This is a genomic window from Telluribacter humicola, from assembly GCF_017355935.1.
Classification (GTDB): Bacteria; Bacteroidota; Bacteroidia; order Cytophagales; family Spirosomataceae; genus Telluribacter; species Telluribacter humicola.
Genome location: NZ_JAFIQT010000001.1, coordinates 1,580,119 through 1,597,405 on the forward strand (window position 1 = coordinate 1,580,119; position 17,287 = coordinate 1,597,405).

Here is a 17,287-nt window from a genome sequence, read left to right on the forward strand (position 1 = left end):
TTTTACAAACTCACAAAGTAAGCAGAAGGTTATTAAGGACTATTTCTTGCTGCTCTTCATTCGCAGGTATACGCCATTGGTCCAGCCAAAACCATCCTGATTGGGATATTCGCCTCCACCAGCTTCCAGATTGGTATCCGATACGTTGTATTTTTCCATCATCTTGCCTGTATTCTTGAATACTTTTTCGACGAGGGCTAGCCAGTTTTCGCGGAGGGGATAGGCAGTTCCGTTGTTGTTGTAGTTGCGTAACCCCCGGTAAGTGATCCACTGCAAAGGTGCCCAGCCGTTAGGAGCATCCCACTGCTGGCCGGTGCGGTTGAGGGTGGTCAGTACCCCGCCCGATTTCAGGAATTCCAGCCGGATGTGCTTACCTACTTCCCGGGCCTGACGGCTGTCGGCTATCTTGAAGAACAGCGGATAAGTGCCGGCTAGCGAATAAACGGTCGTATACTGCTGGGCTACGAAGTCATAATCCATGTAGTAGCTGCGGGTAGCGGACCAGAAGTACTTCTGAATGGCATTCTTTCGAGCCTCGGTCTTTTGCCGGTACTGGGCGCTTAGCTCGGCTTGTGCATCCAACTGGTAGGCCTCCGCGAGTGTTTCTTCCAGGTGGTACATCAGGCAGTTGAGGTCTACGGGCAGGATCTCGGTGGTCTGAATGGTAGCGAATGTCTTTCCGTCACGGAACCAGCGGCTGCTGAAATCCCAGCCTGACTCGGCGGCCGCGCGTATATTGCGGTACACCGCCTCTGGAGTGGCGCCGGTTTTGGTCTGCGCCTGGTGGGCCAGCTCTACGTCTTCGCGGTAGGCTTCGGCGCGGGGTACCGTGCGGTCGTCCCAGTAGCGGTTCAATACTACGCCATCGGGAAGCTTCACGACCCGGCGGTGGGCGGTATAGGGCCGGGTGAGGCTATCGGCCCCCTGCATCCAGAAATCATACTCCTTTTGCATCTGGGGCAGGTAGCGTTTCAGTACGTCGGGGCCTTTCATCTCGCTGTACAGGCGCACCATCAGTGAAAAGAACGGCGGCTGCGAGCGGCTCAGGTAGTAGCTGCGGTTGCCGTTGGGAATATGTCCATAGGTATCGATGAGGAAAGCGAAGTTGTCAATCATGCTCTCAATCAGGTCGTCCCGCCCCGACTCCCGCAGGCCCAGCATGGTAAAGTAGGAGTCCCAGTAGTAGATTTCCCGGAAGCGCCCACCGGGTACTATGTAGGCTTTGGGCAGGGGGAGTAGGGAGCCTCCGGCATTCTGGTCGTCGGGGGTACGGGTAAGCACCGGCCATAGCTGCTGTATATGCGCAGCGGTAGTGAGCTGCTCATTGCTTTCGTAATTGGTAGTAAGTGTTTTGGGCAGGCTGAAGTTCTCACTTACAAACTTAGCGAGGTTAAAGCCCGGCTCTCCTTTGGCCCGACCATACTTATCCAATATTTCGGCGGCATCGTAGAGGGGAATACAGTCAGGAAATGTTTTGGAGTCGGGAAAAATCCGGCTCATCTGTACATCTTTGAACAGGGGGCCATACAGCTCGTCAGGAGGGATGCGGTTCTGGCCGGGAGTAACAGTAGGGGCTAGTACTAGTCCGAACAAAGCAAGAATAGAGTAAACGTAATAATTGATAATCAGGTACTTTTTCATGATGGGGTGTTGATGTATGATGGTAGTAAGCCGGTACTACCCTTAAACACTGCGAAGTTAGTAGAGTTTCAGGAATTGGTCATGACCGTTGGGGAAGTCCCGATGGGTAATCCCTCCGGATGTACGTTAAATACACCCGCTACGATTAACGACCAAACAAATTCAGGGCCGCCAGGCTCATGGCCGTAACGCCGGTTTTAATAGTTGGCTCGGGCTGTGGAGCAAAAAAGGGTGAATGCAGGGAGGGTAGTTGCTCGCCTTTGGCTTTGGCCTCCTGTACCCGCTTCTCCGGGATCGTACCCAGCCAGAACATACAGATCGGTACCTTCTTGCCCATGTCAAAGCGGCTGAAGTCTTCCCCCACCATATAGGGCTCCATCTCGACGACCTTTCCTTCACCGAAGGTAGTCCGGAATACACCCATGAGCCGGCGGGTCAGCGTAGGGTCATTGATGGTAGCGGGCGTTTGTGGCTCTCGGATAGAAATAACGGGTAGTTTGGAGTCGGGGAGACCGGCCGAGCGGGCCAGGTTGGCGCTGATGCGGTGGATGCCGTCGATGATCTTCTGCCGTACGTCCTGGCTGTACGAGCGCAGCGTCAGCTGCATCTTCACTTCGTCGGGTGTAATGTTATGTACGGTACCACCATGAATAGAACCTACCGTCACTACGGCCGGATCTATAGGATTGATAGTACGGCTCACTATAGTCTGGAAGGCCATCACCATCTGGGCGCTCAGTACGACGGGGTCAATGGTGGTATGGGGGGCGGCTCCGTGGCCTCCCTGGCCAAACACGATCACATCCATCATATCTACACTAGCCATAAAGGGGCCTTCGCGGTAGCCGATGGTACCGGCGGGCAGGAACGAGTTGTCGTGAAGGGCGATGGCGTAGTCGGGTACCGGAGCAAAGTCAAACAGCCCCGCTTTCAGCATCAGGTCAGCTCCTAGTCCGTTCTCCTCGGCGGATTGCGCTACCATCACCAGAGTGCCTTTCCATTGGTCCTTCATCTGCATCAGCGTACGGGCGGTACCTACAAATACGGTCATGTGTACATCGTGCCCACAGGCGTGCATGATGCGGGTTTCGTTGCCGGCGGCGTTGATGCCTTTGGCCTGACTGGCGTAGGGGAGGCCGGTCTTTTCTTCCAGCGGCAGGGCATCCATGTCCGTCCGGATTAGTACCGTAGGACCGGTGCCATTTTTATAGACACCTACTACGCCGTGGGCGCCCATTTTCTCCTTTACCTGAAAGCCCAGCGCCTTCAGTTCGGCCGCCATTTTGGCAGCGGTTTTTTCCTCCTGCAACGACAGCTCCGGGTGCTGGTGCAGGTCTTTGTACAGCTTATCCAGGGTAGGGTACAGGCTCTGTGTTACATCCTGAACCGACTTTACTACCTGGGCGGTCTGGGCCTGAGCCAGACCTATATATCCTATAAAAAGAAATAGAAATAATCTGAATGTCATGGGATGCTACTTTTTGAACTTCAAATATAGATGTTCTTTCTGACCTGTCGGTCAGGTAGCACCGGACTAATTGTGTCCGACCTTAGGGATTAGGTGAAAATTACTTGAGAGGAATGGTCATGTAGTAGAGATCAAAGCCGGGTGCCCAGTAGTCTTTTTCGACTTTCTCCAGCCGGAAGCCCACCTTTTCGTAAAACCGGTACGCCAGTTGCGTAGTCCGTACGACGATTTGATCCATGTCGGGGTCTTTTTTTATCTCATTGATCCGGTACAGGGTCAGCTCTTTGCCTACGCCCTGGCCCTGGTAGTCGGGGTGGATCATGTCCCAGGATATCCGGGCCAGCCGCTCGTCGTAGAAGTAGTTGATGCCCCCGCAGCCAACCAGTTGTCCGTCCTGCTCTACCACAAAGTAGCTTTCCAGGTGCTGATCGAAGTAAACCCTAAAGTCCTGTTCCTCGGACTCGTCGAAGTACCTGGGGGTATTGAGCTTCAGGAGGGTAATAAGTTCTTCTTTATCGGCGGGTGTATAAGGTCTGATCATAGGGTAATATTCATCAATAGCTTTATCTGAATGCAGCATACCTATTGTTTGTTCAAATTAAAAGCCGGATTCCATACTACCTCCCACAAGTGCGCGTCCGGGTCCTGGAAGTACCCGGCATAGCCGCCCCAGAAGGTCGCCCCGGCAGGCTTGACGATGGTAGCCCCAGCTCTTTCGGCCTGCTGCATGACGGCATCTACTTCTTCCTTACTACCGACATTGTGCCCGAGTGTCATATCGGTGGCGGAAGGAGGCTGTTGGGGTAAGCCGGCATCAATGGCGATGCTTTTCCTGGGCCATAGAGCCAGCTTCAGGCCCCGCTGCAGGTCAAAAAAAGCCACAGCTCCGTTTTCAAATTCCTGCCCGATGATTCCTTCCGTGTACAAGCCAAGGCCGTCCCTATAAAACAGGACGGCCCGTTCCAGATCTGTTACGCCTAAGGTTAGTACTGAAATGCTGGGTTTCATTTATAGCTTCCTGGTGAATAGATTGGCTAATGTACTGAAACCTATCAGACTTCTCCGGTGGCCAGCAGGATTTTCAGCATAAGGTGGGGCGAATTTTCTTCCTATGCTTCTTTACTCCTCCCAGATTATGGTTTCTGATTGATCAAACCAGCGCTCCATGTAGGGTTTGTAGTGGTTTTCAATGACGTTCCGTTTTATTTTCATAGTTGGGGTTAACTGGTTATTTTCCACCGACCAGGGATCTTTGACTACTACCACCTTACGGATGTGCTCATAGGAATATAGTTGGGTGTTTACACTTTGAACCGTCTGCTCCAGACTCTGTCCAACCAGTAGCCGGTCTGCTTTGCGCCCGGTGTCTGACAACACGACCAGCGCCATGGGCTGGGGCAGTAGCTGACCGCCTACATAAATCTGCTCCACAAAGCTATTATCGGCAAATCCCAATTCGATTTGTACCGGGGCTATGTACTCACCCTTGGGGCTCTTGTACTTGTCTTTCACGCGGCCCGTTATCTTCAGGTACCCTTCATCATCCAACTCTCCCACGTCGCCCGTAGCCAGCCAGCCATCCGGCAGAGCCGCTTCGGTCAGAGCGGGTTCGCGGTAGTAGCCCATCATCAGCCAGTTACTACGAACCAGCAGTTCGTTCGTTTCGGGGTCAAACCGGGCTTCCATCCCGTCCAGCACCCTTCCGACGGTTCCGTCTTTCACAGCGTTCCGTGGCATAAATGAAATTACCGCCGTCGACTCACTCATCCCGTACACTTCCAGAATATGAATGCCCAGCCGCCGGAACCACTGAATGAGGGGGACCGGCATTGGGGCGGCTCCCGTAATAACCAACCGGGCGTCGTTAAGGCCTAAGCCTTGCCGGATCTTGCGTTTGACCAAGCCTGAAACGATTGGGATACGGAGTAATCTGTCGAGTTTTTGTTGAGGGATCTTAGCCAGTACACCCTGCTGAAACTTGGTCCAGATGCGCGGTACTCCCAAAAAGTGGGTAGGCCGGGCGGCTACCAGATTGGCAGCAAAACTATCCAGTGACTCGGCGAAGTAGATGGTACCTCCTATGCACAGATTCAGGAATTCTACCATAGAGCGCTCTGCCAGGTGACAGAGCGGCAGGTAGGAAAAGAATCGGGCTTCCGGCAGATCAGTATATACCTGAGGCCTACAGGTCTGAAGAGCCATCCAGGCTGCCTTATAACTTACCATCACTCCCTTGGGATTACCGGTAGTACCGGAAGTGTAGACAATGCTGAATACCTCGTCGAGCCCGGTTTCGGGGGTACCCATCAGGGGCGCATATTGATCCTGTATGGTCTGCCACTGGGTATGGTCGGGGTCAGGAGCGGAGGCATTGGGTGTATAATCCGGGAAGGCTACACAGGGGAGCGATTCAGGGACGCTGGGTTTTAACAGAGGCCAGTTATCTATTTTTCCTACGATCAGTACCTGGCACTGGCTGTGGTCGAGTACCTGCCTGAGTTGCGGTCCGGTGAGGGTGGGGTAAAAGGGTACTGAAACATGCCCGCTGATCAGGATCGCCAGATCAGCAATGATCCAGTGGGCGCAGTTTTTGGAGATCAGGCCGATGTTACTCCCGGGAGGCAGACCCAGTGAGTTCAGGTACGTGGCTAACCGACGTGCCTGCTGACCTACCTCTCCCCAGGTATAGTCAACAAACTGGTTTCCAACGGGCTGACGCAGATATACTTTGTCAGGTTGCTGTTGCTCCCAGTGGTAGAAGTAATGCAATAACGTGACGGGCTGGTCTTCATTGGTAGATGGTGTGGGCATGGTGTGGAAAGGTTAGGTGGTCAGGGAAGGAGTTGAATGCGTAAGCTACCCATTGGTAGCAGGTATGTACCTATATCCTGGTAATCTGGAAACAGGTATTACCCCAGAGCAAGATTTTTCGTAGTGTCTTTGACCGAGAATTCGGCAGGGCGAGAGAAGCTATCAGAAGCGGAGAATGCAATGATCGGCGTTCCATAGCTTTACGTTTAAAATAGTAGGCGATCTACTGTTAAAGTTCTAATATTTAATTCATTAAGTCAAGAGGGGAGAGATGAGATGATTCAAAAATGGGTACCCGTAGCTACCCATTTCTGCCGGTAGGTGCACCGGCTGCTGTTCATGAGCAGTAGTTTTTTCTCAAAGTGTTATGTTAGCTACCGTCCCGGTGGTGGTATCGTAAACCAGGATGCCCTCGCTGGTACTATCCAGTTGCCCGATGCGTTTGCCTTCTCTGTTCCAGACGGCTGAGCGGCCGCCGCAGGTGAAATTGTCGCAATAGCCGACGCTGTTGGACAAGAGTACGGTCATGGAGTAAGTACGGGCTATCTCGGCCAGTCGCTGGTAGGCTTTATCGATACCCTCCACCGACTTGGCTACGCTGGTGAGGTAGATGTTCGCCCCTTGCCTGAAGGCCTCCTCGGCGTGCCGGGGTACCGATAGTTCGTAGCAGATCGCCAGCGCCATGGGGCCGGTTTCGCCCGGTAATTTAGTGGTACTGGTGCCGCTAACAAAGTAGGGGTATTCGTCGGGGTGCAAGTACCGCTTGGCGTAAAGCTGCCGGTCCTGGTGGGGCTTGAATATCACCAGCCCGATGGTAATCCCCCCTTCGCATCGGATAGGTACCCCCACCCCCAGGGTCACCTGCCGACTATCGCTGATCTGCTGAAAGGGGGCCAGGCGGTCGTCATCCAGACTCATGGCCAGCGCTCCGGCCAGCTCCGGCTCGTAGCCCGTGATGGATAGCTCGGGGAAAATAACAGTGTCGGCTCCATGAGAGAGGGCCAGCTCGATGAGCCTTTGGTGGCTCTCCATATTCTGTTCCATATCTCCCTTAGCGGGGCGGGTCTGGGCTACGCAGAGTTTCATGGTGGGTAAGGTGGTTTACGACTGCTTATACGTATCAATGAGTATTTTCTCAAAAAAGCGACTGCCGGTATGTTTCTTTACCAGAGTACCTATTTTTTGCATCCGCTTGCCCACCAGGTACCTCACCTTATGCCCCTCCTGCTTCCGGATGAGCTGCTCCGCCAGTAGGGCTACCTGATGCGGGTCGGCCCCCATTTGTTCGTCCTGTTCGTAGACCTGCATGGCAGCTTCGAACCTTTTGCGGTACGTATCGCTCAGCTTCGCGACCACTTTCCGGTTGGCCGTAAAGTCGCTCCGGAAGTCGCCGGGGTTGATGTTCACGACGGAGATGTTGAAGGGGCGGGTTTCTATCCTGAGGGCTTCGGTGAAGCCTTCCAGGGCAAACTTACTGGCCGAGTAGAACCCCTGAAATGGCAGACCGATGAGGCCGCCCATGGAGCTGATGTTCAGGATCAGGCCGCCACCCTGCGCCCGCATGTGCGGAAGTACCGCCTGGGTCACCCTCACCAGCCCGAAAAAATTAGTTTCAAACTGCTCTCGGGCTTCTTCCAGGGAGGTTTCTTCGATGGGGCCGGCTATGCCACATCCGGCGTTGTTGATCAAGACATCAATTCGTCCGGCCATTTCCAGAAACTTCGCCAAACCCTCCCGTACCGAATCTTCATCCCGCACGTCCATCCGGATTGTCTTACCCGGACCGGTACTCTCTTTGGGACTTCTGGAGGTACCTATTACCCGATAGCCAGCCTGGGTAAGGTGGTTCATCATGGCGAGCCCCAGGCCCGAGCTGGTTCCGGTGATCAGTATATTCTTCATGACTGATTAGTAATGCTGTGCAGTGGTACCTGTACCTATTACAGATGTAAAGGCTACCCTTTACTCAAATGTGGCGATTTTCTTTAAAATATGTTGCTTGTCTACCTGTGTTTTAGCCAGTTGTAGTGCTTTCTCAAAGTGCTGCCGGGCTTTGTGGCTGTCTATCTCCCTATATAGCTCCCCCAGTAAAGTATAGTAGTAGGGGGTAGAGGTCAGTTGTAGCTTTTCGGCTTCGCGGATGGCTTCGGCTTTGCCGTTGGCCTGGGCGAGGGCGTAGGTCCGGTTGAGGGCGGCGATGGGGGAGTACTCCAGCTGCAGCAGCCGGTTGTAAAGTTGCAGAATAGTCTCCCACTTCTCGGGCGTGTCGGCCTTGATGGTGTGCCAGTAGGCAATGCTGGCTTCCAGGTGGTACTTCGTGAGGTGGCTACCCTGTGAAGCCTGCTGCAGGTACCAGGCTCCCTTCGTGATCAGTTCCTGATTCCAAAGACTTTCGTCCTGCTCATGGTAGAGTACTAGCTCACCATTTGCATTCCGTCGGGCGGGGAAGCGGGAGGCGTGGAAGCACATCAGCGCGAGCAGCGCGTTCACCGGGGGCTGATTGGTCCGCTCGTTCTCCCGCAGCAGGTAGCAGAGGCGCATGGCCTCCAGACACAGGTCTTCACGCAGTACGGCATCGTGGCTCTCGGAGTAATAGCCTTCGCTGAAAAGCAGGTACAAGGTGGTCAGCACCGCGTCCAGCCGCTGGTCTATCTCGGTTTCGGATGGTAGTTCTATGGCCACTTGTTCCTGCCGTAGCTTTTCGCGGGCGCGGTACAGCCGTTTGTTGATGGTCTCCTTATTGGTCAGGAAGGCCGTGGCGATTTCATCAATGCCAAAACCACACAGGGTACGTAGCGCCAGACCTACCTGCGCCTCCCGCGGGATGGACGGGTGACAGACCGCAAACAGCATCTGTAGCTGACTGTCGGTGATGTTCTGCTCGGAGAGGTCTATCTCCGGATCGGCTGACTCCTCGGACTCATCGTAGAGCTGATCAACGATCTTTTTGGTAAAGAGCTGGTGGCGGTGAAAGTGGTTACGGGCCTTGTTTTTGGCGACGGTGTAGAGCCAGGCCGTCGGGTTGTCGGGGATACCCTTGTAGGGCCAGGTTTCGAGGGCCAGCAGGAAGGTTTCGCTGGCGATATCTTCGGCCGCTTCCAGGTGCTCCACCCCCAGCAGCCGCGTCAGCACGGCGCTGATCCGGCTGAACTCGGTCCTGAAAAGGTGCGGTAGGAGTGGGGACTGTTCCATGGATGAGTAGGGGGTACTTCCCATAACGGGAAGTACCCTTCTGATTTTCTTACTAGCTCACTTCTCCCCGTGCTATGCGTCGTACCTCTACGCTGTTGCCTTCGCCCATCAGGATTGGGCAGCCCTTGGCAAACTCCACGGCTTCGTCCACCGACTCGCCTTTGACGATGATGTAGCCGCCGATGGTTTCCTTGATGTCGCCAAAGGGCCCGTTGGTCACGATGGCATCCGCGCCGGTAGCCCTGACTACCCGGGCGTCGTCGAAGGGAAGTCCGTTGCCCCCGCTGTACTTGTTCTGCGCGGCAATACTGCCAATCCAGTTCATTGTCTGTTTCATCCAGGCCTGCATCTGCTCGGGTGAAACCTGATTCTGCGCGTTTTCGTGTCTGAAAATCAGCATGTACTCTTCCATGGGTATCAAATTTTGTTGTGATTTGGATGTTTAACTTCACCCTAATGACAATTGAAGTTGAGGGGATTGGACAGGGGAGATGTAGATATAAGTAGATTTAATAGTACCTGTAAGTGTCTATGCTAATCCTGTGATTAATTCATTCATTGAATATAGCAGTTTAAAGATTATTGGCTGGGATAAAAACGGTCCTGTAACCAATTAAACGGGTTATTAATAATGTATTCAGAAATAGTAATAAATGATTTTTCGTCACGAATGACATGGTCATAAAACCGGGCTTACCAGCTAAATTCCAGTCCCAGGCGGTTGGCATGTTTGGTAACGGCTGATTTATATCCACCAACAATAGAGGAGATGGTGTTTTTGCCCTGGTTTTGAAAACGTTGGCGACCGGGAGAATTTTCGGGTAACGGTAATTGTGATGGTAGAGACAAGGCATGCCTTGTCTCTACGTTTTCATCGTTGATGTTATTGGTATCGTCATTGGATTCGCCGGTTGAATCATTCTTGCGGGACCCATCCCCGTTCCTATCCAAAATCAATATACCGTGCACATGATTGGGCATGACCACAAATTCGCCTAATGCAACATTCCTGGCGTGATTTGTTATCTCGTGCCACAACACATCTGCAATCACCCCCACCGGGGACAGTACCATTTTTCCGTCTATCACCTTGCCGAAAAAATTTGTACGGTCTCTGGTACAGATCGTTATAAAATAGGCGGCATCCCAACTGTAATCCCACTGCTGCCATCGGGCTGAGGCAACGCGGTATTTATTTTGGTACTTTTGTTCCATCAGTCAGCATAGGTGTCTTGGTGTATAGAAAAATGCCATACTATGAATTCTACTGTTCAGGCTTCTTCGGCATAACCAATTACTTACTAGCATAGGACTCCACCATTCATACCTACCTCCCCTCCAACTCCTTCACCACCTCGGCCAGCCAGTCCTGATTAGGGGATAGCCGGATGTGCGGGTCGATGCCTATATACTCGTACTGGGACAGGTTCTTGTACTTAAAGGTAGTACTTCTGACGGTATATTGGTAGCAGGGTGTCTGGCTTTCCATGACGTTACCAAAGCCCATAAAGCCACCCGAGTTTTCGCCCATCGTCAGTACCTTCCGGCTTTGCTTCGCGTAGTAGATAAAAGCCTCCGCCGAACTGGCGCACTGCCGGTTCATCAGCACCACAATTTTGGCAGGGTAGGGAAGTACCGTATCGGAGGTAATGGCAGCCGGGTCACCTTCTACCATTGGCATAAACGAGAAGGGCCGGGCGGCTTTCATGCGCCGGATCAGGGTTTCTTCCCGTTCTATATTATCCGGGCTGTACTGGTTGGGGTTCTGTTTCTTATGGGCTACGGCTTCCTCGTAACGTGTGATATTGTCAGGGCTGACCCAGATAGCGGCCGTGTCGGTCTGGATGGGGTTGGTGTAGAGGTAGTCGATCAACCCCCAGAAACTCCCGTCGGAGCCGCCCCGGTTGTTGCGGATATCAATGACCAGATAGGGTTTGGACCGGATTAGGCTATCCACAGATTGATAGAAGGAGTTGAGGTCGCTGGACAGGCTGCCGTCAAAACTACTTACCCGCAGGTAATTGGTGCGTTCGTTTAGGGAAGAAAAAGCATAGGGCCTGGTTTCCCTGGGCTCAGCCTCAGATTGAGCGTTGACGCGGGTTAATCCTATGCTGGGTATACCCTGAGGCATGAGCGTGGTGGCATAGTAAAACTTCTGATGATCGGGCAATACCAGCGTAGTCCAGTAGGTACCATTAGGCCGCTTCTGAAACTGGTACTTGACAGTACCGCGGGGAAATAGTGGTGTCTTACTGGTGACCACGATGCCCTGGTAGGGCCAGTCGGAGCCCGATTCTTTGACGATGGCGATCAGGTTATGGTTAGGGTCGGTGTACCAGCCTTCCAGTTCGCCTGTGGTCTTAGTATTGAGTTGCCGGGCCAGAGTGGTGGAGTCTACCTGCCGCTGCGGGGTAGAGCGGAAAGCGGCAGTCCGGTACAGACTATCTACCAGGACCGGATTTGTAACGTCAAAGCGGATAATTTTGGGCAAAGAAGGGGTGATCGAAATGTGGTGGTCTTTGAGTAGCGCCAGGTAGTCCTGCAGGTACAGGATGCAGTCGGCCTGGGGTCTGGCTTTTCTAAGGGTTCTGAGCAGGTCCTGCGTAGCTTTTTTATAGGCAGGACTATCCTTTCCACCGGGCGAGTTGAGGCCTGGGTGGTTTTGCTCGTGGTAGTTCTTGAGGTACAGAAATTCTTTCTCGCAGTCGCACGACTGGGCACGGGCGGGCGTCCAGTAAATCAGACAAAGACCAAGTAGCGTAATCAGGTACTTCATGATCGGTGGCGGTAATCGGTGAGTATAGTAGGGTAAGTGTTTGTTACTTCCAAGCTACTTACCTGGTGGTCAGGTGTGCCGGGAGTTAGGTTTTAGACTGTAATGACGAGCTTGCCCTGAGCGTTGCCGGTGCCAAAGTACCTGAACGCGTCGGGCACCTCGGGTAACGGATAGGTCTTGTCAATGACAGGAACAATTTGGCCTGTTTCGAAGAGGGCCGCCAGGGTGTCAAGATCAGTCCGGTTGGGCTTGTGTGCCAGGATACCTATCATAGTACCCGGCCCTACCCGCCGCGCCAGATGCGGCCCCAAACACAGGACTTCAAAGATCCGCCGCACGGTACCTCCCAGCATTACGTATCGGGGGCCGCCGCCCCTGCCTCCGGGACGCAGTATACGTCGGTAGTCAAAAATAGAATCCCGGCCTACTACGTCCAGAATCAGGTCATAGGAGTGGCTACCGGAGTGGTAGAGTGTATCGCGAAAATGGGGCTGGGTATAATCCAGTACATGTTCGGCTCCAAGGGTACGCAGCCGGTCCAGTTTGTGACTTCCGTCAATGGCGGTCACTTCGGCGCCCATGGATTTTGCCATCTGTACCGCAAAGGTACCCACTCCACCCCCAGCGCCCACAATCAGGACCCGCTGCCCCGGTTGGACTTGTCCCTGGTAGCGCAACCCCTGCAGAGCCAGTACACCCGCCTGCGGGGTGGCGGCGGCCTGCTCAAAGGTCATTCCGACGGGTTTGAGGGCCAGGGCCTCTTCGCTGGCGCATACATACTCGGCAAAGCCACCCCAGGTACAGCCGGATACATCACCAAATACGGCATCACCCAGCTGCAGCCGGGTAACGTCGGGACCTACGGCCTCCACCCGACCCGCTATGTCACAGCCGAGGATGGGGTACTTGGGTTTGAGCAGTCCGAAGAGCAGGCGAAACAGGAGTGGCTTGCCCCGCAGAAGATCCCAGTCCCAGGAGTTGATGCAGGCCGCCTGTACCTGTACGATTACTTCGTTGCCTTTAGGGACCGGCTTCGGTACCTCGCGGAGCTGCAGTACATCCGGCGAGCCGTATTGGGGGCAGATAATGGCTTTCATGGCTAGGGTAGTGTGGTTCTTACCAAATATACACACTACCCGGAGCAGGGCTGGCCGGAAAAGTATGAGTGGTGAAAACCATTTGCCCTGCGGTAGTTTTTCTGGCCTTATGCTTTCTGACTTTCCATGGGCTCCGCTACTATTCCCTTACAAATGAAATGATAGAGTCCAGCACCATCTGCTGCTGTTGCTCCCGGCTGATACTGGCTTCACTGTCGCCCAGCTGGTATCCATAAAAACCGAACTGCGTATGATTTCCTCCTTCAATCAGTACATACTTCGTGGTGGAAGGTAGTTTGGATTTGTTCCTGTTCATTTCCTCCACTGCCGCCACCCCATCGTGGGTACCCTGGATTTTCAGGATGGGGATCTGACTGGTCGAAAGGTCGATGTCTCTGGGATGGGTGGTACCCAACAGGATAAGTTTGTCAATCAGGGAGGGGTTTTCGTATACAAACTGAGCCGCCATCTTAGCCCCCTGCGAATGCCCGGCCAGCAGGTACTGTTTGGTCGTATCTCCAAGTAATCCTATCTCTTTGGGTTTAGTATAGCCATTCAAGGCAAGGCGCCAGGGCATTTTTATCAGGTAAACGGGACAGCCGCTAGCTGCTACTTTCCGGCAAAGCGGAGCATAGGCCACCGGATCAACCAGAGCGCCCGGGTAAAAAAGGAGTACCTTGGAAGAGGTACTTGTCGGGGTAAATGAAATATAGTCTTCAGTCTCCGTTACTTCCACCGCGGCGTCGGACCGCAGTATTTCTTCACCAACTCCATCGGCCTGCATTCCGCTCCATAGCCAGACCATAAAGCCTAGTCCAGCTGCTACCCAAACCGTCCGGATTATTTTCCACTTTGTCCATTTTGTGCTCATGCAGAGAGGGAGTTATGCCTGTACTAAGTACTACTAATCATAAAGGCTGATAAATTTTTCGGAACCGTCTTTTGTGGGGTAGGAATACAACACGAGTTGTACTTTGGTTTTAGCAGGTAACTTTTTGAATTGGGCAGTATTAATTCGTGCGTTTTGGTGGAGACACTCCAGGATGCGCCCGGATACTACTGGATTATCAAAATCTTTAAGAGCGTTTATCTTTTCTATGGATAGGTCTTCATTTACTTCAAATTGGTAAACAGCAAATCGGTTCTGGAAATCAAAGCCTTTCTGGCTATCAGTGCAGATATTTAAATCGAAGAATATTATACGGTATGGGTTTGATTTTGCTGATTCAATCTTACTCAAATAGTCCAGCGTTGCTAGCTTCAGGTCTACCGTTTTCTTATGATTAGTATTGGCATTGGGATATCGGGCAGAATCAAATGTCCCATCAATCTGTAGGCTAGCTGAGCAGGAGCCAAAAATAAGACCCCCTCCCTTTCCTTCCCCGGCAAAGATGAGCCAGACCGAGTTTTCAGGAGGAAAAAAACTGCACTTGCTTTTTAACTGCGTAAGTACGGTTAGGGTAGTTTGTGGCGATCCCTTGTATACGTTAATAGGTTCGATTTCGGCTACATGGTAATCCTCGTGTTCTGTGCTCGGTGTAAGCTTTATAATTCTGGCCACGGCTACAAACTCTGAGTTCTGATAGCTGTCAAGTAGAAGTGGAGGTATGCACACACAACCCAAAGCCTGAACTGGGCAGAGCGCAAAAAAGAGGGCTAGTAGCTTTTTCATACTATGGGGTTGTTGGCAGATGCGAACTTAATAATAGCAACTACAAAGCCAGAGCGTATTGCTGCGAAGGGTTTTGATTTATATGGATTAATATATAAGGCAAAGTATTAGCACACAAGTGTATGGCAATAAATCGGCTAATTAAGTGTACCGTAGTACTAGATTGCATCAAAGTCTACAGGGCGTATTCGTAGGAGATCCGTGCCACGGTTCCAAACCGTGGCACGGATAGGTTGTGCTTCTATTACTTCACCTCCGTAAAGTTCAACTTCGGCAGCTTTATGGAGAGAATAGGAATCTTGAAAAGTATCGGATAGGAATAAAACTCACCTATTGCAGCGCTTTCATTTCTCTCGACGTATTGTTACAACTGGTCTGTGCTGGGGAGCTTGATAAGGTACTGCTTGACGAACAGGTTTTCGTCCATGCCGGCTGTAGCGTATTTGACCAATGCCTGATCCTTCTCAGCTACCAGTAATATCCCTACTGGAGGGTTGTCTGACGCCTCGCTGATTTCCTCCATAAAGTAGTTTAGATAAGTGTTCAATTGACCAATATCACCATGCTCAAAGGCTCCGATCTTTAGCTCAAGCAGCACATGACATTTAAGAATACGGTGGTAGAAAAGTAGGTCTATAAAGTAGTAGGTACTGCCGATGAGGATACGCTTCTGACGCGCTTCAAAGCAAAATCCATTCCCAAGCTCAATAATAAACTCCTGTAAATGATCGAGCAGTGCGCTTTCCAGGTCAGACTCCTCAACCAGATCCCTAGTTTTGAGGTCAAGGAATTCAAAGGCGTAGATATTTTTGATGATATCCGTTGGTACTCGGGGAGAGGTATTTTTGTTGACTCTGTTAGCCAACTGCTCCGGCTTAGCGGATAAGCCACTCCGCTCGTAGTATAGGCTGTTTATCTGGCGCTTTAGCTCTCGCACACTCCATGTACCTTTGATACATTCAACTTCCTAGAAGATACGCTTGAACGGGTCGTCAATTTTTATTAGCTCTACTAAGTGCGTAAAGGAAAGCTTGGAAATTATTTTTTCAGGTGGTACTTGTAGTAGTTCAGATTGTGAGGACGCCGTCCCAAAAATCCGCTCAGGAATAATGTCTTTAAATTCTTGGGTCAGTGACCCAAGAATTTGAGGGTAGCATTGGTAAAACTGTCGGCATCGGGACAGTTCAGGGGCTGTTAAACCTTTTATACCTATACTTTTTGCCAGATTACTTAATAAGCGGGAGCCATAGGACGCTCTGTCCTCTCCTTGTTGCTCAAACTCTACTATATAATAGCCAATCAACCAGTTACGAATTGTTAGTGCCTGTTGACTGCATTGGCTGCTTTGGCCTGCAGGTGGCTGTGTACTTGCTCAATGGTGGCAACGAGTTGTTTAAAATACTGCATACAGGGCTAGTAAGACTTATAGAATGTATATGAGCATTTATAGTAAGTAAGGTACGAAAACTATCCAGTTAAGAGAGTACTAGCATACTTGATTAAGGTACCAGTCTACAGCGCTTTTTCGTCAGGAGATCCGTGCCACGATTTAAAACCGTGGCACGGATAGGTTGCTCTTATTCTGGATTAAGCAGGGTACTCTCCCTTACTTCACCTCCGTAAAGTTCAGCTTGGGGAGCTTCATGGCGTTTTCGATAAGTTTGATTTCGATATCCAGGATACCGGCTTCGGCGCGTGTATCTACTTTTTCGGGATCGTCGGTAGGCATGTGGTAGTCGTCGTGGCCGCCGGTATGGAAGAAAAGCACCGGGATCTGCTTGGCGTAGAAGGAGCCGTGGTCGGAGCCGCCGCTGCCGGCGCGGTCGGTAAAGAACTTTACCTCGCCCTGTACTCCTTTGAATATGTTCGGCCAGGCGTCTGAGGTACCGTAGCCCCCCACGCCTACACCCCGCTCCGGATTGTAACGACCGATCATATCCATGTTGAGCATGAAGTTGATCTTGCCAAGGGGGAGCGTGGGGTTATTGACAAAATGCCGCGAACCTACCAGTCCCAGCTCTTCGGCTCCGAAGGCGATGAACAGAAAGTTGTACGGCTCCTTTTGACTATTCTTTGCGAAGTACCTGGCCAGTTCCAGCAGACCAGCAACGCCCGAAGCGTTGTCATCGGCTCCGTTGTGGATCTGTCCCTGGGGCTTCGGGTCTTTGGAGCTGCCCTGATTGCCGGTACCGAGGTGGTCAAAGTGGGCGCCGATTACGATCGTATAGGGGGCGTCGTTGTTAAGGAAACCAATGACGTTGCTGGCGGGGCGAACACTGTCAGCTACTACTACCCGCCGTATCTTAGCGGTAAAGGGCTGGCGGTAGCCATCGGTACCCATGGGTGAGAGCCCAAGTTTTTTGAATTGCTTTATGACATAGCGGGCAGCTTTGTCGTTTTCGCGACTGCCGGTGCCGCGGCCTTTCATTCGGTCGGAGGCGAGGTAGTTGACGTGACGGGCAATGTTTTCGGCCGTAGGTTTGGGCTGACCTACGAGGAGTAAGGGGGCAAACAGTAAAAGAAAAACCAGTTTCATACGAGAGGAATAATTGGGAAAACCCAAAAGTAGCCGCTTCCGGAGAAGTAACCAATGAAAATTAGGATGTATGGTTGCCGGGCGCACAGGGTTT

The 17,287-nt window shown here is 52.1% G+C and carries 17 protein-coding genes; all 17 read right to left on the reverse strand.

The window, feature by feature from the left end; genetic code table 11:
- Positions 1-39: 39 nt before the first annotated feature.
- The 17 genes from treF to JUB14_RS06905 all read right to left on the reverse strand — a co-directional run bounded on the left by treF (position 40) and on the right by JUB14_RS06905 (position 17,193).
- Positions 40-1,641 (reverse strand): alpha,alpha-trehalase TreF, encoded by a 1,602-nt coding sequence (gene treF, locus JUB14_RS06830; protein ID WP_207505119.1) that lies wholly within the window; start codon positions 1,639-1,641, stop codon positions 40-42.
- A 145-nt stretch (positions 1,642-1,786) separates the two neighbouring features.
- Positions 1,787-3,109: an amidohydrolase gene (locus JUB14_RS06835; protein WP_207505120.1), complete on the reverse strand. Its 1,323-nt coding sequence runs from the start codon at positions 3,107-3,109 to the stop codon at positions 1,787-1,789.
- Between the two features lie 100 nt (positions 3,110-3,209).
- A complete protein-coding gene (locus JUB14_RS06840; RefSeq protein WP_207505121.1) occupies positions 3,210-3,650 on the reverse strand; it encodes a GNAT family N-acetyltransferase in 441 nt (146 codons plus the stop codon).
- Positions 3,651-3,691: 41 nt separating this feature from the next.
- Positions 3,692-4,117: a VOC family protein gene (locus JUB14_RS06845; RefSeq protein ID WP_207505122.1), complete on the reverse strand. Its 426-nt coding sequence runs from the start codon at positions 4,115-4,117 to the stop codon at positions 3,692-3,694.
- Between the two features lie 111 nt (positions 4,118-4,228).
- A complete protein-coding gene (locus tag JUB14_RS06850) occupies positions 4,229-5,920 on the reverse strand; it encodes an AMP-binding protein (RefSeq protein WP_207505123.1) in 1,692 nt (563 codons plus the stop codon).
- Between the two features lie 357 nt (positions 5,921-6,277).
- On the reverse strand, positions 6,278-7,006 hold the full coding sequence (locus JUB14_RS06855; RefSeq protein ID WP_207505124.1) for a carbon-nitrogen hydrolase family protein: 729 nt from the start codon (positions 7,004-7,006) through the stop codon (positions 6,278-6,280).
- A gap of 15 nt (positions 7,007-7,021) precedes the next feature.
- A complete protein-coding gene (locus JUB14_RS06860; protein ID WP_207505125.1) occupies positions 7,022-7,822 on the reverse strand; it encodes an SDR family oxidoreductase in 801 nt (266 codons plus the stop codon).
- A 60-nt stretch (positions 7,823-7,882) separates the two neighbouring features.
- Positions 7,883-9,112 carry an RNA polymerase sigma factor gene (locus JUB14_RS06865; RefSeq protein ID WP_207505126.1) on the reverse strand — a complete coding sequence of 410 codons (1,230 nt, stop codon included), beginning with the start codon at positions 9,110-9,112 and terminating at the stop codon, positions 7,883-7,885.
- A gap of 52 nt (positions 9,113-9,164) precedes the next feature.
- Positions 9,165-9,524: a YciI family protein gene (locus JUB14_RS06870; RefSeq protein ID WP_207505127.1), complete on the reverse strand. Its 360-nt coding sequence runs from the start codon at positions 9,522-9,524 to the stop codon at positions 9,165-9,167.
- A gap of 281 nt (positions 9,525-9,805) precedes the next feature.
- Complete coding sequence (locus tag JUB14_RS06875) at positions 9,806-10,327, reverse strand: transposase (RefSeq protein ID WP_229367569.1); 522 nt, start codon at positions 10,325-10,327, stop codon at positions 9,806-9,808.
- Positions 10,328-10,439: 112 nt separating this feature from the next.
- Positions 10,440-11,888 (reverse strand): S41 family peptidase, encoded by a 1,449-nt coding sequence (locus JUB14_RS06880; RefSeq protein WP_207505128.1) that lies wholly within the window; start codon positions 11,886-11,888, stop codon positions 10,440-10,442.
- A 92-nt stretch (positions 11,889-11,980) separates the two neighbouring features.
- A complete protein-coding gene (locus JUB14_RS06885) occupies positions 11,981-12,985 on the reverse strand; it encodes an NAD(P)-dependent alcohol dehydrogenase (RefSeq protein ID WP_207505129.1) in 1,005 nt (334 codons plus the stop codon).
- Positions 12,986-13,124: 139 nt separating this feature from the next.
- Positions 13,125-13,856, reverse strand: a complete 732-nt coding sequence (locus JUB14_RS06890; protein ID WP_207505130.1) for an alpha/beta hydrolase — start codon at positions 13,854-13,856, stop codon at positions 13,125-13,127.
- Between the two features lie 33 nt (positions 13,857-13,889).
- Positions 13,890-14,657, reverse strand: a complete 768-nt coding sequence (locus JUB14_RS06895) for a hypothetical protein (RefSeq protein WP_207505131.1) — start codon at positions 14,655-14,657, stop codon at positions 13,890-13,892.
- Between the two features lie 364 nt (positions 14,658-15,021).
- A complete protein-coding gene (locus JUB14_RS27665; RefSeq protein WP_310586115.1) occupies positions 15,022-15,594 on the reverse strand; it encodes a PDDEXK nuclease domain-containing protein in 573 nt (190 codons plus the stop codon).
- 30 nt (positions 15,595-15,624) lie between these two features.
- Positions 15,625-15,960, reverse strand: a complete 336-nt coding sequence (locus tag JUB14_RS27670; protein WP_229367570.1) for a DUF1016 N-terminal domain-containing protein — start codon at positions 15,958-15,960, stop codon at positions 15,625-15,627.
- Between the two features lie 303 nt (positions 15,961-16,263).
- Positions 16,264-17,193: a M20/M25/M40 family metallo-hydrolase gene (locus JUB14_RS06905; RefSeq protein WP_207505132.1), complete on the reverse strand. Its 930-nt coding sequence runs from the start codon at positions 17,191-17,193 to the stop codon at positions 16,264-16,266.
- Positions 17,194-17,287: the final 94 nt, after the last annotated feature.

Bases quoted from the DNA above. Each gene is read 5' to 3' on its own strand.
- treF (WP_207505119.1), bottom strand. From the start codon at position 1,641: ATGAAAAAGTACCTGATTATCAATTATTACGTTTACTCTATTCTTGCT.
- JUB14_RS06835 (WP_207505120.1), bottom strand. From the start codon at position 3,109: ATGACATTCAGATTATTTCTATTTCTTTTTATAGGATATATAGGTCTG.
- JUB14_RS06840 (WP_207505121.1), bottom strand. From the start codon at position 3,650: ATGATCAGACCTTATACACCCGCCGATAAAGAAGAACTTATTACCCTC.
- JUB14_RS06845 (WP_207505122.1), bottom strand. From the start codon at position 4,117: ATGAAACCCAGCATTTCAGTACTAACCTTAGGCGTAACAGATCTGGAA.
- JUB14_RS06850 (WP_207505123.1), bottom strand. From the start codon at position 5,920: ATGCCCACACCATCTACCAATGAAGACCAGCCCGTCACGTTATTGCAT.
- JUB14_RS06855 (WP_207505124.1), bottom strand. From the start codon at position 7,006: ATGAAACTCTGCGTAGCCCAGACCCGCCCCGCTAAGGGAGATATGGAA.
- JUB14_RS06860 (WP_207505125.1), bottom strand. From the start codon at position 7,822: ATGAAGAATATACTGATCACCGGAACCAGCTCGGGCCTGGGGCTCGCC.
- JUB14_RS06865 (WP_207505126.1), bottom strand. From the start codon at position 9,112: ATGGAACAGTCCCCACTCCTACCGCACCTTTTCAGGACCGAGTTCAGC.
- JUB14_RS06870 (WP_207505127.1), bottom strand. From the start codon at position 9,524: ATGGAAGAGTACATGCTGATTTTCAGACACGAAAACGCGCAGAATCAG.
- JUB14_RS06875 (WP_229367569.1), bottom strand. From the start codon at position 10,327: ATGGAACAAAAGTACCAAAATAAATACCGCGTTGCCTCAGCCCGATGG.
- JUB14_RS06880 (WP_207505128.1), bottom strand. From the start codon at position 11,888: ATGAAGTACCTGATTACGCTACTTGGTCTTTGTCTGATTTACTGGACG.
- JUB14_RS06885 (WP_207505129.1), bottom strand. From the start codon at position 12,985: ATGAAAGCCATTATCTGCCCCCAATACGGCTCGCCGGATGTACTGCAG.
- JUB14_RS06890 (WP_207505130.1), bottom strand. From the start codon at position 13,856: ATGAGCACAAAATGGACAAAGTGGAAAATAATCCGGACGGTTTGGGTA.
- JUB14_RS06895 (WP_207505131.1), bottom strand. From the start codon at position 14,657: ATGAAAAAGCTACTAGCCCTCTTTTTTGCGCTCTGCCCAGTTCAGGCT.
- JUB14_RS06905 (WP_207505132.1), bottom strand. From the start codon at position 17,193: ATGAAACTGGTTTTTCTTTTACTGTTTGCCCCCTTACTCCTCGTAGGT.